This window comes from Streptomyces sp. NPDC007095 (assembly GCF_040634475.1).
In the GTDB taxonomy this organism is placed as follows: Bacteria; Actinomycetota; Actinomycetes; order Streptomycetales; family Streptomycetaceae; genus Streptomyces.
This window is the reverse complement of sequence record NZ_JBEYFS010000064.1, coordinates 1-15161: the sequence shown is the minus strand read 5'-3', so window position 1 is coordinate 15161 and position 15161 is coordinate 1. Positions and strand designations below refer to the sequence as shown.

The 15161-nt window shown below is 70.3% G+C and carries 13 protein-coding genes and 1 pseudogene; 6 read left to right on the top strand and 8 right to left on the bottom strand.

The annotated features are described in order from the left end of the window. The first annotated feature begins 211 nt into the window (after positions 1-211). The 3 genes from ABZ656_RS22565 (at position 212) to ABZ656_RS22555 (ending at position 3557) form a co-directional block, all read left to right on the top strand. A complete protein-coding gene (locus tag ABZ656_RS22565; RefSeq protein WP_360270060.1) occupies positions 212-1792 on the top strand; it encodes a TROVE domain-containing protein in 1581 nt (526 codons plus the stop codon). An 84-nt stretch (positions 1793-1876) separates the two neighbouring features. Next, positions 1877-2527 carry a GntR family transcriptional regulator gene (locus ABZ656_RS22560; RefSeq protein WP_101405839.1) on the top strand — a complete coding sequence of 217 codons (651 nt, stop codon included), beginning with the start codon at positions 1877-1879 and terminating at the stop codon, positions 2525-2527. 13 nt (positions 2528-2540) lie between these two features. Continuing rightward, complete coding sequence (locus tag ABZ656_RS22555) at positions 2541-3557, top strand: 1-aminocyclopropane-1-carboxylate deaminase (protein ID WP_360270057.1); 1017 nt, start codon at positions 2541-2543, stop codon at positions 3555-3557. A gap of 47 nt (positions 3558-3604) precedes the next feature. Here the strand turns inward: ABZ656_RS22555 and ABZ656_RS22550 are convergent. Beyond that, a pseudogene (locus ABZ656_RS22550) lies at positions 3605-4720 on the bottom strand (MFS transporter); the annotation flags it as partial. Positions 4721-4823: 103 nt separating this feature from the next. On the opposite strand from ABZ656_RS22550, the gene ABZ656_RS22545 reads away from it, so the two are divergent. Beyond that, on the top strand, positions 4824-5390 hold the full coding sequence (locus ABZ656_RS22545) for a TetR/AcrR family transcriptional regulator (protein ID WP_101405841.1): 567 nt from the start codon (positions 4824-4826) through the stop codon (positions 5388-5390). A gap of 194 nt (positions 5391-5584) precedes the next feature. Here the strand turns inward: ABZ656_RS22545 and ABZ656_RS22540 are convergent, their stop codons facing one another. Further along, positions 5585-6781, bottom strand: a complete 1197-nt coding sequence (locus ABZ656_RS22540; RefSeq protein ID WP_101405842.1) for a TerD family protein — start codon at positions 6779-6781, stop codon at positions 5585-5587. A gap of 119 nt (positions 6782-6900) precedes the next feature. After that, positions 6901-7962 carry an alpha/beta hydrolase gene (locus ABZ656_RS22535; RefSeq protein WP_360270055.1) on the bottom strand — a complete coding sequence of 354 codons (1062 nt, stop codon included), beginning with the start codon at positions 7960-7962 and terminating at the stop codon, positions 6901-6903. A gap of 215 nt (positions 7963-8177) precedes the next feature. Here ABZ656_RS22535 and ABZ656_RS22530 point away from each other — a divergent pair, with 215 nt between their 5' ends. Continuing rightward, positions 8178-8852 (top strand): response regulator transcription factor, encoded by a 675-nt coding sequence (locus ABZ656_RS22530; RefSeq protein WP_101405844.1) that lies wholly within the window; start codon positions 8178-8180, stop codon positions 8850-8852. Continuing rightward, a complete protein-coding gene (locus ABZ656_RS22525) occupies positions 8849-9889 on the top strand; it encodes an ATP-binding protein (RefSeq protein ID WP_360270052.1) in 1041 nt (346 codons plus the stop codon). The genes ABZ656_RS22530 and ABZ656_RS22525 overlap by 4 nt, the downstream gene beginning before the upstream one ends. Before the next feature lie 16 nt (positions 9890-9905). Here ABZ656_RS22525 and ABZ656_RS22520 read toward each other — a convergent pair whose 3' ends face one another. The 5 genes from ABZ656_RS22520 to ABZ656_RS22500 all read right to left on the bottom strand — a co-directional run bounded on the left by ABZ656_RS22520 (position 9906) and on the right by ABZ656_RS22500 (position 14891). Next, positions 9906-10895 (bottom strand): zinc-dependent alcohol dehydrogenase family protein, encoded by a 990-nt coding sequence (locus ABZ656_RS22520; protein ID WP_101405846.1) that lies wholly within the window; start codon positions 10893-10895, stop codon positions 9906-9908. Further along, positions 10892-11743 (bottom strand): carbohydrate ABC transporter permease, encoded by an 852-nt coding sequence (locus ABZ656_RS22515; protein WP_101405847.1) that lies wholly within the window; start codon positions 11741-11743, stop codon positions 10892-10894. Before ABZ656_RS22515 ends, ABZ656_RS22520 begins: the two co-directional genes overlap by 4 nt. Continuing rightward, positions 11740-12678: a sugar ABC transporter permease gene (locus ABZ656_RS22510; RefSeq protein WP_101405848.1), complete on the bottom strand. Its 939-nt coding sequence runs from the start codon at positions 12676-12678 to the stop codon at positions 11740-11742. The genes ABZ656_RS22515 and ABZ656_RS22510 overlap by 4 nt, the downstream gene beginning before the upstream one ends. Continuing rightward, positions 12675-14042 carry a sugar ABC transporter substrate-binding protein gene (locus tag ABZ656_RS22505; RefSeq protein ID WP_101405849.1) on the bottom strand — a complete coding sequence of 456 codons (1368 nt, stop codon included), beginning with the start codon at positions 14040-14042 and terminating at the stop codon, positions 12675-12677. Before ABZ656_RS22505 ends, ABZ656_RS22510 begins: the two co-directional genes overlap by 4 nt. A 78-nt stretch (positions 14043-14120) precedes the next feature. After that, on the bottom strand, positions 14121-14891 hold the full coding sequence (locus tag ABZ656_RS22500; RefSeq protein ID WP_101405850.1) for a DeoR/GlpR family DNA-binding transcription regulator: 771 nt from the start codon (positions 14889-14891) through the stop codon (positions 14121-14123). Positions 14892-15161 lie beyond the last annotated feature (270 nt).

The window sequence follows — 15161 nt, the reverse complement described above, 5'->3', positions numbered from 1 at the left end:
CGCAGGCAACGGTTACTTCATTGGATCGGACGGTTGCGGGTTCAAGTCCCGTCATCGACTTCGGGTCGGTGTAGCTCAATTGGGTAGAGCATCTGGCTAAGTCCGTCGCCGACCTCTGAACTCGGGCCCCCTCCATTTGCTGCGCCTCCCTCCGAAACACGACTTCATCGTCGCAGAACAAAGTCGTAGAAAGAATTCGGGGGAATTCATCATGGCGCGATTCAACACCAAGGCCGCCAAGGCGCAGCCCACTTCCCGTGTGACGTCGACCGGCCGCGTGCTGCGCACCCACCAGGGCGGCCGAGGCCAGGAGCGTGACGCGCGCTCCGAGCTCTTCCTCTTGGCGGTAACGCACTTCCTCGCGGACACGTTCTACGAGACCCGTGCTGATCGCGACGACCGGTTCGCCGCGCTCGTGCGTGAGCTCGCCGTCGCCGACCCCTCGTGGACGGCCGCCCTGCTCGGCTGGCTGCGCGGCGAGGGCAACCTGCGGACGGCCTCGCTCGTGGGCGCCGCCGAGTACGTGAAGGCACGCCTCGACGCAGGCGCCACCGACGGCCCGGCCAACCGCCAGGTCATCGCCTCCGTGCTGCGCCGCCCGGACGAGCCCGGCGAGCTGCTCGCCTACTGGACCTCCCGGTACGGCCGCAACGTGCCCAAGCCCGTCAAGCGGGGCATCGCCGACGCCGTACGCCGGCTCTACGGCGAGAAGTCGCTGCTGAAGTACGACACGGCCGCCAAGGGCTACCGCTTCGGCGACATCCTCAACCTGGTGCACGCGGCGCCCGATCCGGCGAAGCCGTGGCAGGGCGACCTGTTCCAGTACGCCCTCGACCGGCGGCACCACCCGGAGGCGGCCGTGGTTCCCAAGTCGCTGTCCGTCGTGGCGGCCCACCGCGATTTGATGGCGCTGCGGCCCGCCAAGCGGCGCAAGGTCGTGACCGGTGCGCACGGTGCGCGGCGCCTCGCGGACGCGGGGATGACCTGGGAGGCACTGGCCGGCTGGCTGCAGGGCCCGATGGACAAGGCGGCCTGGGAGGCCGTCATCCCGTCCATGGGCGCGATGGCGCTCGTACGCAACCTGCGGAACTTCGACGAGGCGGGAGTGAGCGACGAGGTGGCGGCGCAGGTCGCCGCCAGGATCAGCGACGCGGCGGAGGTGGCGCGCTCGCGGCAGTTCCCCTTCCGTTACCTCGCCGCGTACCAGCACGCGCCCTCGCTGCGCTGGTCGTACCCGCTGGAGCAGGCGCTCGGCCACTCGCTGGCGAACGTGCCCGCGCTGCCCGGACGCACTCTCGTGCTGGTCGACCGGTCCGGCTCGATGTTCTACTCGCGGCTGTCGGAGCGCTCGGAGCTCACCCGGGCCGACGCGGCGGCGATCTTCGGCACGGCGCTCGCGCTGCGGGCGGCGGACGCGGATCTCGTCGAGTTCGGCACCAGCAGCAACCAGGTGAAGTTCAAGAAGGGCGAGTCGGTGCTGAAGGTGCTGGAGCGCTTCGGCGACCTCGGCGGCACCAACACGAGCGAGGCGGTGCGCGCGCACTACAGGAAGCACGACCGGGTGCTCATCGTCACCGACGAGCAGGCCACCTACAGCCACTACGGCGACCCGACCGAGCAGGTCCCGGCGCACGTCCCGGTCTACACCTGGAACCTGGCCGGCTACCGGGCGGGCCACGGCCCGTCCGGAAAGGCGAACCGGCACACGTTCGGGGGGCTCTCGGACGCGGCTTTCCGGATGGTGCCGCTTCTGGAGTCGGCGCGGGACGCCGACTGGCCGTGGGCCGGATAGCCGATCGTGCGTGAGTGCGGCCCGTACTTCGGTACGGGCCGCACTCTTGTGCGCAGCGGGAACTGATATCTAACATTTCAGTTCATGGAGGCGATACGACCCGTGCGCCGGACCCTGCTGAGGGACCGCGCGTACGAAGCGATACGGGACGCCATCGTGGCCGGTGAGCTCGCACCGGGCGCGGTGGTGCGCGACGCCGGGCTCGCCGAGCTGCTCGGGCTGTCGCGGGCGCCGGTGCGCGAGGCCTTCTCCCGGCTGGTCGACGAGGGGCTGCTGGAGTCCAAGCCGCAGAGCTACACGCGGGTGACCCCCCTGGTGGCCGCCGATGTACGGGACGCGGCGGCCGTGGTCGGCGCCATGCACGAGCTCGCCGCGCGCACGGCGGTGCCCCGGCTCGAAGCGCCGCACATCGAGGTGATGCGCGAGGCCAATGTGCGCTTCGCGGACGCTGTGCGCGCCGGTGACGTGGACGCCGCTTTGATGGCCGACGACGAGTTGCACGACGTACTGGTACGGGTGAGCGGCAATCGTGCCGCCGCCGCCACCGTCGCCCGCTACACCCCGCTGATCCGCCGTCTGGAGCGGCGCCGCTTCGGTGAGGGCGGCAACTGCCGTTCGGCGGGCCTGCACGACGAGCTGATCGACGCCTGTGCCGAACGGGACGTGGCCGCCGCCGTCCGTGTCACCGCGGAGATCTGGGGCGCGCTCGAAGACCTGGCCGATGTCGAACCCTGATGCGGGAGGACCCATGTCCCTTTCCTCGTACGAGCGTTACCCCCTGCTCTTCGGGCCCTCGCCCGTGCATCCGCTGGAGCGCCTGACCGAGCACCTCGGCGGTGCCTCCCTGTGGGCCAAGCGGGAGGACTGCAACTCCGGTGTCGCATACGGCGGGAACAAGACCCGCAAGCTGGAGTACCTCGTCGCCGACGCGCTCGCCCAGGGCTGCGACACCCTCGTCTCGATCGGTGGCGTGCAGTCCAACCACACCCGCCAGGTCGCGGCCGTGGCCGCCCGCGCCGGACTCAAGTGCGTGCTCGTGCAGGAGAGTTGGGTGGAGTGGCCCGACTCCGTGTACGACAAGGTAGGAAACATCCTCATCAGCCGCCTCGCCGGGGCCGACGTACGGCTCGTGCGGGCCGGGTTCGGGATCGGCTTCAAGGAGAGCTGGGAGCAGGCGCTGCGGGAGGTCGAGGAGGGCGGCGGCAAGCCGTACGCCATTCCGGCGGGGGCGTCGGACCATCCGCTGGGGGGCCTGGGATTCGCCGGGTGGGCCTATGAAGTGACGGAGCAGGAAGCGGAGTTGGGCGTCTTCTTCGACACCGTCGTGGTGTGCTCGGTGACCGGGTCGACCCAGGCGGGCATGGTCGCCGGGTTCGCGGCCCTGGAGGAGGCGGGCGGGCGGCCGCGGCGCGTCCTTGGGATCGACGCGGCGGCGGCGCCCGCCCGCACCAGGGAGCAGATCGCGCGGATCGCACACGGTACCGGGCAGCTCATCGGTGTACGGAAGGAGTTGACGGAGGCGGACGTCGAGCTGGACGAGCGGTACCACGCGGGCACGTACGGGATTCCGGACGAGGCCACGCTGGAGGCGATGCGCCTCGCGGCGCGCACCGAGGGGATGGTCACCGACCCCGTCTACGAGGGCAAGTCGATGGCCGGGATGGTGGATCTGGTGGCGCGGGGGGAGATAGGGCGGGAGTCCACCGTGCTCTACGCCCATCTGGGCGGACAGCCCGCGTTGAACGCGTACAGCGCGTTGTTCTAGGTGCCGGGTTTCTTCAGGCGGTCGGTTCCTTCGGGTGGTGGGTTTCCTCAGGTGGTGTGCTTCGGCTTCGTACCTGTGATCACGAACGCCGACACCAGCAGGGCGGTCAGCGCGATCAGCGAGCCGATGCCGAACGCGCGGGCCGCACCCTCGGTGAGGATGTCGGACGGGGAGCCGTGCGCGCGCCGGGCCGCCGTGCCGAAGACCGTGACCAGGACGGAGAGGCCGAGGGTGCCGCCGAGCCACTGCAAGGTCTGCAGCAGGCCGGAGGCGGCGCCCGCCTCCCGTGGCTCGATGCCCGCGAGGATCGTCGCGTTGAGCGGCATGAAACTCAGGCCGACGCCCACGCCCATCAGCACCAGCGGGCCGAACAGGCCGGTGAGGTAGCCGTCGTCGGGTCGCAGCCGCCACAGCCACGCGGCCGCGACGACGAGCAGGGCCATGCCGGTGAGCAGCACCGGCTTGGCGCCGAGCCGCGCGAGCAGCCGGGGCACGAAGCGTACAACCGTGAACATCGCCAGGGTCATGGGCAGGAAGGCGAATCCCGCGCGGAGCGGGCTGTACCCCAGGACCTGCTGGCAGATCAGGGTGAGGAAGTGGAACGCGCCGAACATGCCCGCGGGCAGCAGCAGTACGCCCGCGTAGCCGCCCGCGCGGTTGCGGCTCGCGAACAGGTGCAGCGGCATGATCGGCTGGTCCGCGCGGGACTCGATCAAGGTGAAGCCCACCAGCAGGGCCGCCGCCGAGCTGAAGCCCAGCAGCGCCTGGGTGTCGGTCCAGCCCTCCTCCGAGACCCGGATGAACGCGTACACCAGTGATGTCATCCCGGCCGTGCCGACGAGTGCCCCCGCCGCGTCGAACCGGCCCGCGTGGCGCGGGGTCTCGGTGACGAAGCGGGGCAGCGCGACGGCGACCGCGATGCCGATCGGTACGTTGATCAGCAGGGCCCAGCGCCAGGATGCCCAGGAGGTGAGCATGCCGCCGAGGACCAGGCCGATGGAGGCGCCGATGCCCGCCACCGACGCGTAGATGCCCAGGGCGTGGTGACGGCGCGGGCCGTCGGGGAAGTTCGTGGTGATCAGGGCGAGGGTGCTGGGCGCGGTGAGGGCGGCGCCGACGCCCTGGAGGGCGCGGGCGGTGAGCAGCCAGGCGCTTTCCGAAGGTGTGTACGGGCAGCACGGACTGCCCGCGAGATAAGCGGGGACTGTCTCCGTTTAACCCTCGCTAAGATACGGAGGAGGTCCCCGGTTCGCAAGGAGTATCTGGATGACGCAGGTCAAGCCCATGCGCGCGGACGCTCGGCGCAACTATGAGCGGTTGCTGAAGGTGGCGGCCGAGGCGTTCGCCGAGCACGGGGAAGGTGCGTCGCTCGACGACATCGCCAAGCGGGCGGGCGTCGGGTCGGGCACGCTGTACCGGCATTTCCCCACGCGGCAGGCGCTGTTGGAGGCGGCTTACGTCGACCGGATCGAGGCGCTCGGGGCGCGGGCCGACGAGATCGCGAAGGAGCTGCCCCCGGGCGAGGCGCTGGCGGAGTGGCTCTACGAGCTGTGCGTCGGCACGATCCAGGTACGCGGAATGAAGGCCCTGTTGGGCTCGGCCGTCACGGACGGCAGCAGGGCCGCGCTCACGGCCTGCGGCACTTCCATGAAGGGGGCGGCGCAGCGGCTGGTCGAGGCGGCGCAGCGGGAGGGAACCCTGCGGCAGGACATCGAGCCGATCGAGGTTCTGCGGCTGGCCCACGGGGTTGCCACGGCCTCGGAGCTGGCGAACGGGCGGGGTGAGCAGATCCGCCGGTATCTGTCCCTGCTGACGGAGGGGCTGCGGCCGTAGCGTCGGGGGGTTCTCCGGCGGGGCGCTGTCCGGCGGTGCGCCGTCCCCCGCGTGGTGGGTGGGAGGGCGGCACGTCGAGCCCGTCGCCGCTGGATCGGACTGGGCCGGGCTGGGGAGCCGCTGCTCGATCCGAACTGGAGCGACGGGCTTGCGACGTACCGCCACGACCCCTTCGAAGGGTGGGCGGCTGCGGGTCAGAGGGACTGTGCCGCCGGCTTCACCATGCCGCGGACCGTGCGCGACTTCACGAAGTCGCCCATGGCCGTCATCTCCCACTCGCCGGAGAACTGTTTGATCATCTTGGCCATCATCACGCCGGTCTGGGCCTCGGCGTTGGTGAGGTCGAAGCGGACCAGCTCCTCGCCGGTGGCGGCGTCCAGCAGGCGGCAGTAGGCCTTGGCGACCTCGGTGAACTTCTGGCCGGAGAAGGAGTTGACCGTGAAGACGAGGCCGGTGACGTCCTGGGGGAGGCGGCCGAGGTCCACGACGATCACCTCGTCGTCTCCGCCGCCCTCGCCCGTGAGGTTGTCGCCGGAGTGCTTGATCGCGCCGTTGATGATGGACAGCTTGCCGAAGTAGCAGCTGTCGATGTGGTTGCGCTGCGGGCCGTACGCGATGACCGAGGCGTCCAGGTCGATGTCCTTGCCGCGGTACGCGGGCTCCCAGCCGAGGCCCATCTTGACCTGGGAGAGCAGCGGGCGGCCGCCCTTGACCAGGGAGACGGTCTGGTTCTTCTGGAGGCTGACGCGGCCCTTGTCGAGGTTGATCTTTCCGGCGCCGATCGGCGGTGCGGCGGGCGGGGCCGGGGGCGCGGCGGGTGCCGGGGGTGCCACCGGAGCCTGCATCGCCGGGGCGGGCGGAGCGACGGGGGCCGGCGCCTGCACCGGCGCCGGGGCTGGTTCCTCCACCGTGACGCCGAAGTCCGTGGCGATGCCCGCCAGGCCGTTCGCGTATCCCTGGCCCACGGCGCGGGCCTTCCAGGCGCCGTTGCGGAGGTAGACCTCCACGATCACCAGAGCCGTTTCGGTGCCCAGCCGGGGCGGGGTGAAGGAGGCCAGTACGGCGTTGTCGTCCGCGTTGCGGATGGTGGCGGTGGGCTCGATGCCCTGGAAGGTCTGGCCGGCCGCGTCCGGGCTCGCGGTGACGACGATCTTCTCGATGCCCGGGGGGACCGCGGTCGTGTCGACCGTGATCGCGTCCGGGGACGTGCCGCCGCCCGAGCGGTACGTCACGCCGGGCCCCGTCGGTTGGTTGTAGAAGATGAAGTCGTCGTCGGAGCGCACCTTGCCGTCGGCGGTGAGCAGCAGGCCCGATACGTCGAGCCGCACCGGGGCGGTGACGTCCACCGTCACGCGGGTGACGGGCAGAGGGATGTTCGAGCCGGGGGTCATAGCTGTCATGCCAGACCTAACGACCGACCCCGCTTTACCGTTCCCTTACCCAAGGATCAGTTGGTTCGGCCGGGTGAACTGTACGTATCCCCCCGTGGCGGCAGCGTCGACGCCGCTGGTCAGAGTTCGTCGACGTCGAGGACGGCCTGGGCGAACGCCTCCGGTGCTTCCTGCGGCACGTTGTGGCCGATGCCCCGCAGCGTCCGGTGGTCGTAGGGGCCGGTGAACTTGGCCCGGTACGCCGCGCCGTCGCCGGCCGGAGTGAAGGGGTCCAGCTCCCCGTCGAGGGCGATGGCGGGCACCGCGATGCCGGGCCCGGCGGCGAGCCGCGCCTCGATCCTGTCGTAGCGGGGGTCGCCTTCGGCCAGTCCCAGCCGCCAGCGATAGTTGTGGATCACGATGCTGACGTAGTCCGGGTTGTCGAAGGCCGCGGCGGTGCGGTCGAAGGTGGCGTCGTCGAAGGCCCACGTCGGGGAGACGTTGCGCCAGATGAGCTTCGCGAAGTCGTGCCGGTGTTCCTGGAGGCCCGCCTCCCCCCTCTCCGTGGCGAAGTAGTACTGGTACCACCACGCCCATTCGGCCGCCGGGGGCAGCGGCAGCTTGTTCTTGTCCCGGTTGGTGATGAGGTAGCCGGTCACGGAGACCAGGGCCTTGCAGCGCTTCGGCCAGAGCGCGGCGATGATGTCGGCGGTCCGCGATCCCCAGTCGAAGCCTGCGAACACGGCCTTCTCGATCCTCAGGGCGTCCATCAGGGCGATGATGTCGAGGGCGATCGCCGACTGCTGCGCGTTGCGGAAGGCGCGGGGTGAGAGAAAGCTCGTGGTGCCGTGTCCACGCAGGTAGGGAACGATGACCCGGTAGCCCTGGGCCGCAAGCAGGGGTGCCACATCGACGTAGCTGTGGATGTCGTACGGCCATCCGTGCAGGAGGATGACGGCCGGTCCGTGGGCCGGGCCGGCTTCGGCGTAGCCGATGCTGAGCTCGCCGGCCTTGACCTGCTTCAGCGCCGGGAAGGAGCCGTCGCCCGTGCCCGGCGTCGGAGCCGTCGCCGGCTTTTCGGCGCTGGGCACGGAGGGCAGGGCAGCTGCCACCGAGGGGCGGCTCAGGCCGATCAGCGATGCGGCGGCCACTCCCGCCGCACCCGTGCCGGTGACCTTGCCGAAGGTGCGCCTGTCGATCATTGTGAACCGTTCTGTCCGTGTCGGCCGGCCGGGCGCTGCACGCCCGGCCGAGGGCTCTGAGCAGCCATGGTTGTGCTCTGGCGCCTTCGGGGCCTCGGTATCCGTCCGCGGGTGTCCTGCGGGTTTCCCGCACCCGCCGCTTCAGGACCCGGCCCGATCGCTGCGCCGATCCCCTGGGGCCGGACCGGCCGGCCTCACGCAGTACCTTTGCTCCCATGGATGCCGACGGCGCTGAACAGGGGGTGGAGGCTCTGTCACGCCTCAGCGTGGTGATCGCCGACGATCACCCTGTGGTCCGTGCGGGCATGCGGGTGCTGTTGTCCCAGGACGAGTCCTTCGAGATCGTCGCCGAGAGCTCCACGGTCCCGGAGACCGTGCGGACCGTGACGGAGCACCGACCGTCCGTGCTGGTCCTGGACCTCACCATGGCCGGAGAATCCAGCCTGCCCTCGATCCCCGACCTCCTCGCGGCGTCACCCGGTACGCGAATCCTGATCCTCACGATGCAGGAGGATCCCGCGTTCGCCCGCGCGTCCCTGCGGATCGGTGCGGCCGGATATCTGCTCAAGGAAGCGGCGGCGGAGGAACTGGTCGGTGCGGCTCGCCAGGTCGCGAAGGGAGCCACCTACCTCCAGCCCGCCATGGGCGCCCGACTGGCCATCGGGGACTCCGGCGCTCCCGGCGCCGACGGGGATGCCTCTCTGACAGCGCGCGAGCTTCAGGTTCTCTCGCTGCTCGCCGTGGGCCACACCAACCAGGAGATCGCGCGACGTCTCTACGTTTCCGTTCGGACGGTGGAGACCCACCGCGCCAGGATTCGGGACAAGCTCGGGACCGAGACACGGGCGGAACTCATCGCCGCGGCTCGCGAGCGCGGACTGCTGGGATGAACAACGGGCTGCGAGCCAGGGCCGGCCCGATCATGGAGGCCACCGGCGCCGCGCTGCTCGTCATCGCCTTCGCGATCGAGGTCCTCCAGCAGGAGCCTCGCTGGGAGATGAGGCTCTCCCTCGGCGCGGCCGTCGTCCTCATCACCTCGGCGGCACTGAACACCGCCGTCCGACGGGCATGGCTGGCGGCCCTGGGCGGGCTCGCGCTCATACTCGCCGTGTCGCAACTGGTTCGCATGACCAAGGAGCCGCTTCTCAACGGCCTGAACATCGTGCCTCTCCTGCTGATCGGCTGCGCCGCCATGCTGGGCCGCAGTGCGGTGGCGCGCCGTCGTGATCTCGCGCGGGAGCGGGCTCGGGCCCGCAGCGACGGCGAGGAACGAGAACGTCGGCGCTGGGCCCGCGAGTTGCACGACGAGACCCTTCAGGAACTGGTCGCTGTTCAGATGATTCTGTCCGCCGCCGTCGGCACCGGCCGGTCCGCGGCCACGGACGAGTCCATCAACCAGGCGCGGAGCCTGATCGCGAACCAGATCACGTCCTTGCGGCACCTGATCGTGGAGATGCGGCCCTACGCCCTCGATCAGCTCGGACTCGTGCCCGCTCTTGAGACGCTGTGCCGGCGCACCGAGGAAACCTTCGGGCTGGAGGCGCGACTGCGCGTCGGAGCGGAGTGGAACAGGCTCGGGGGCGAACTGTCGCCGGAGGCCCAGGCCCACATCTACCGCATCGTGCAGGAAGCGGTGAACAACGCGGTCAAGCACGCCCAGGCGAGCCACCTTCTCGTGGAACTCGACGGCGACGACCACGCGATCAGCGTGACGGTCAGGGACGACGGCCGCGGGATGGCCCAGCAGCCTTCCGCACCGGCCGACCGGCCCGCGCTCCGCACGGTGGTCTCCACAGGTACCGGGCTGCCGGCCATGCGCGAGCGCGGCCACCTGTTGAACGGACACCTCAGTGTCGGTTCCGCTCCTGGCGAGGGAGCCTGCGTGACCCTCCGGATCCCCCGCCGGGCCGGGCGACGCTCCAGGTGATGGTCCGCGGGTGTCGTTACGGGACCACCACGATCTTTCGGCCCACGCCGGCGGCGAACTGCTCCAGGGCCCGGGGGTAGCTGGTCAGGGGGATGCGGTCGCTGATGAAGATCTCGGGGTCGAGGACGCCTCCGGCGAACAGTTCCGCCGCCCGCTCGAAGCTGTGCAGCACCGCCATGGAGCCGGTGATGGTGATCTCCTGGTTGTAGATGCGGTACGGGTCGATCGTCACGCGGGTCGCGTAGTCGGCGACCCCGAACTGCAGGAACGTGCCCGCCTTGGCCACCCGGTCCAGGCCGTCCTGGATGGCCGCCGCGTTGCCGGTCGCGTCGACGACGACGTCCCAGCCCTGCGGCCGGTCCAGCTCGTCCGCGTTCGCCGCCGACCCCGAGACACCGAGCGTCCGTGCCGTCTCCAGCCGGGCCGGGTTCAGGTCCACCACGTCGACGCTCGCCGCGCCGGTCCGCTTGGCCAGCTCCAGCATCATCAGGCCCATTGTCCCGGAGCCGTAGATCAGGACATGGGCGCCGAGCCGGGACCGCAGGACGTCGTAGCCGCGCACCGCGCAGGACAGCGGCTCCACGAGTGCGGCGTCCTGGGTGCGTACGTGCTCGGGCAGCTTGACGCAGTTCGCCACCGGGGCCACCGCGTACTGCGCGGCCCCGCCCGCCGTGGTGACGCCGATCGCGGCCCAGCGTTCGCAGAGGTTGTTGTGGCCCGTACGGCACTGTCGGCACTCGTAGCAGTACAGCGAGGGGTCGACGGCCACCCGGTCGCCGACCGCGAGCTCGGTGACCTGGGTGCCGACCCCGACCACCTCGCCCGCGAACTCGTGGCCCGGCACGATCGGCAGCTTGGGCGCGAACTCGCCCTGGAGGATGTGCAGGTCCGTGCCGCACAGGCCGCAGGCGGCGACCTCGACGACGACCTCGCGGGGGCCCGGCGTCGGGTCCGGGACCTCGGTGACGACGGCGCGGCCCACGGACTCGATGACGGCGGCCTTCATTTGACGGCTCCCAGGGAGAGGCCCTGGACCAGTTTGTCCTGGGCGGCGAACCCCGCGGCGAGCACCGGCAGGGAGATGACGAGCGAGGCGGCGCACACCTTGGCCAGGAACAGGCCCTGGCTGGTGATGAAGCCGGTCAGGAAGACGGGGGCCGTCTCGGCGACCACACCCGTCAGCACGCGGGCGAACAGCAGTTCGTTCCAGCTGAAGATGAAGCAGATCAGGGCCGTGGCCGCGATGCCGGGGAGGGCTATGGGGGCCACGACGCGGGCCAGGATCGTCGGCAGTTTCGCGCCGTCGATCTGGGCCGCCTCGATCACCGCCACCGGTACCTCGGCGAGGAACGACTGCATCATCCACACCGCGATCGGCAGGTTCATGGAGGTGTAGAGGATGACCAGGAGCCAGATGTTGTCCAGCATTCCGGTGTTCTTGGCGAAGAGGTAGATCGGGAGGAGTCCGGCTACGACCGGCAGCATCTTCGTCGACAGGAAGAAGAACAGGACGTCCGTCCACTTCTTCACCGGGCGGATGGAGAGTGCGTACGCCGCCGGGAAGGCCAGCAGGAGGACGCAGAGTGTGGAGACCGCCGAGGCCACCGTCGAGTTGATCAGCGCGGGCCAGGGGCTCGCGCCGCCGCCCGTGCCGAAGAAGTCGCGGTAGCCGTCGAGGGTGAGGGCGGCGCCGAAGGACGGCGGGTTGGTCGCCGCGTCCGACTCCGAGTGGAACGACGTCAGGGCCATCCACGCGATGGGCAGGAAGAACAGCACACCGAGCAGCCAGGCCAGCAGGCCCAGGCCCGTCCCCCGGGCACGCCGGGGTCGTACGCGGATCGTGGTGGCGCTCATGCGCGGGACACCTCCTCGCGGAACAGGGACGAGACCACGCGCAGCGCGAAGGTCGCGATGATGATCGAACCGATGACGACCAGGACGCCCGCGGCGGAGGCGAGGCCGTTCTCGTGGGCCTGGTAGAAGCTCTGGTAGACGGTGTAGGGGAGGTTCGCCGTCCCCAGGCCGCCGGACGTGAGGGTGAAGACCGCGTCGAAGTTCTGGACGATGTAGATCGAGCCCAGCAGGGCGCCCAGTTCGAGATAGCGGCGCAGGTGGGGGAGGGTGAGGTGGCGGAAGACCTGCCAGTCGCTCGCGCCGTCCACCCGCGCGGCCTCGATCTGCTGGTGGTCGCGGCTCTGCAGGCCGGCCAGGAGGATCAGCATCATGAACGGCGTCCACTGCCAGACCAGGGAGGCCTCGACCGCCAGCAGCGGGGTGTTGGAAATCCAGTCGGGCTGGGGGCCGCCCACGTAGTGCAGCAGTCCGTTGAGCAGGCCGTACTCCGGGTTGTAGAGCACGTGCTTCCAGAGCAGCGCCGCGGCGACCGGGACCACCAGGAAGGGGGCGATGAGGAGGGTTCTGACGATGCCCCGGCCGCGGAACCTGCGGTCCAGGAGCAGGGCCAGACCCAGGCCGATGACCAGGCTGGCGACGACCACGGCCGCCGTCAGGAGGATCGTCGTCCAGACGGAGTGGCGCAGGTCGGGGTCGGTGAGGACGTCCGAGTAGTTGGAGAGGCCGGTGAAGCGGCGGGCCTTGGGGTAGAGCGCGTTCCAGTCGAAGAAGGAGATCACCAGCGTGGCCACGAAGGGGAGCTGGGTCACGGCGATCATGAAGATCAGGGCGGGGAGCAGCGGGGCGCGGGTGGCCCAGGCGCGCAGCCGGTTGGACGGCTTTCCCAGGGTGCGTACGGGAGTGGCGGCCACGGGGGCCGTTGTCGTGGCGGTCATCGTCCCTCGTACTCCTTGGAGATCTTCTCGGCGAGTTTCTGGGACTTCTTCAGGGCCGAGTCGACGGACTGGCGTCCGGCGATGGCCGCGCTGATCTCCTGCGAGACCTTGGTGCCGAGGTCGGTGAACTCGGGGATGCCGACGAACTGGATGCCGGGGGCGGGGCGCGGCTGCACCCCCGGGTCGCGCGGCCGGGCACCCTCGATGGCCTCGCGGGTCATCTCCTGGAAGGCGGCGGCCTCCTTGGTGTACGCGGCGTTCGTGTAGGTGGAGGCGCGCTTGCCGGCCGGCACGTCGGACCAGCCGATGGTGTTCCCGACCAGCTGCTCGTACTGCTTGCTGGAGGCCCAGGAGATGAACTTCCAGGCCTTGTCGGAGTTGTGGGAGGCCTTCTGCAGGCCCCAGGCCCAGGTGTAGAGCCAGCCGGAGGACTTGGTCTTCTCGACGGGTGCGGGTACGTAGCCGATCTTGCCCTTGACCGGGGAGCCGGACGCCTCCAGGGAGCCCGCCGCGGAGGTGGCGTCGTACCACATGGCGGTCTTGCCCTGGGTCATGTTGTTGAGGCACTCGGCGAAGCCGGACTGGGCGGCGCCGGACTCGCCGTGCTTGCGGACGAGGTCCACGTAGAACTTCGTCGCCTTCTCGAACTCGGGGGAGTCGAGGCGGGCCTTCCAGTCCTTGTCGAACCAGGTGCCGCCGAAGGTGTTCACGACGGTGGTGAGGGGCGCCATGAGCTCGCCCCAGCCGGGCAGGCCGCGCAGACAGATGCCCTTCATGCCGGACCGGGCGCCGTCGGCCTCGGCGGCCAGCTGTCCCACCTGATCCCAGGTGGGGTGGCCGGGCATCGTCAGGCCCTTCTGGGCGAAGACGTCCTTGCGGTACATCAGGAAGGACGACTCGCCGTAGAACGGCTGCCCGTAGAGCTTGCCGTCGGCGGCCGTCAGGGACTGCCGCATGGGGGCGAGGATGTCCTGCTCGTCGTAGCCGCTGTCCTGGCGTACATAGGAGTCCATGTCGTGCAGCCAGCCGTTGCGGGCGTAGATCGGTATCTCGTAGTTGGAGAGCGTGGCGACGTCGTACTGGCCGGCCTGGTTGGCGAAGTCCTGGCTGATCTTGTCGCGGACGTCGTTCTCCGGCAGCACGGTGAAGTTCACCTTGATGCCGGTCTCCTTGGTGAAGTGCGCCTTGGTGAGCTTCTGCAGCTCCACCATCTGCGGGTTGTTGACCATCAGGACGTTGATGGAGTCGCCGCCCGACCCCGACCCGCCCGCTCCGACCCAACAGCCGGAGAGCAGCGGGGCGAGCAGCGTCCCTGCGGCGGCCGCGGCGAGTGCGCGCGGCCTCCGTCGGCTCTGGGTTCGCATGGATCGCTCCTGGACGTATAGGGAGATAAAGGGCGTTCTTGGGTGTGACTGTGCCCTTGTAGTGGGTGAGTGGGGTTTTCAGACTCGGATGACCTGGGGGCCTTGCAAGGAGTACCGGTGTGCTTCCGACGTCGGAAGCAGCGTGCTCGTGACGATGGCTTCCAGGGCGGTGATCTCCGCGAAGCGGCAGAAGCTGACCGCCCCGAACTTGGTGTGCACGCCCGCGAAGACCGTGCGCCGGGAGGCCCTGACCGCCTGGGCCTTGACCTCGCTGACCGCCGGGTCGGGGGTGGTGAGGCCGTGTTCGCGGGAGATGCCGTTGGCACCGATGTACGCCAGGTCGATGACGAAGCCGGCGAGCATCTTCGTCGTCCAGTGGTCCACGGTCGCGAGCGTGCCCGGGCGGACCCGGCCGCCGAGCAGCAGGACGCTGGTGTGGTCGGCCTCGGCGAGCGCGCCCGCCGTGGCCAGGGAGGCGGTCACCACGGTCAGTGGCCGGTCCTTGGGAAGCGCCTCGGCGATGAGCTGCGGGGTGAACCCCTCGTCGATGAACACGGTCTCGGCGTCCCCGAGCAGCTCGGCCGCGGCGCTCGCGATCCGGCGCTTCTCGGGCACATGGCTGGTGGCCCGGAAGGCGAGCGTCGTCTCGAACCCGGCGCTCTCCACGGGATAGGCGCCGCCGTGGGTGCGGCGGACCAGGCCGTGGTCCTCCAGGGCGCGCAGGTCGCGCCGTACGGTCTCCTTGGCGACGCCCAGTTCGGCGGCGAGCGCGGTGACGTCGACCGCGCCGGTACGGCGGGCGGCCCTGACGATCTCCCGCTGACGTTCTTCCGCGGTCATGGCCGACACCTGCTCCCTGCGTCCTGTGCGTACTGCCCGTTCGGGCCCGGTGTGGGCCTTGGGGGAAGTTCTACAGCGGGTGCGCGGCACTGACCAGGCCTGTTGCGTGACCGATGATGCCCGGCTGTGACTGTTTGGCGCGGCGGGCGCCCGTGCCGGACCTGGGGCGCAGCGGTGGGCGGGGTGGGATCGGGCAGGGTTGGTGCCCGAACATGGCGGCGGGGGGGGGCGCGGGGGGGCGGGCCCCCCGCACACCGCCCCCCCCCCCCGCGGAGGGAG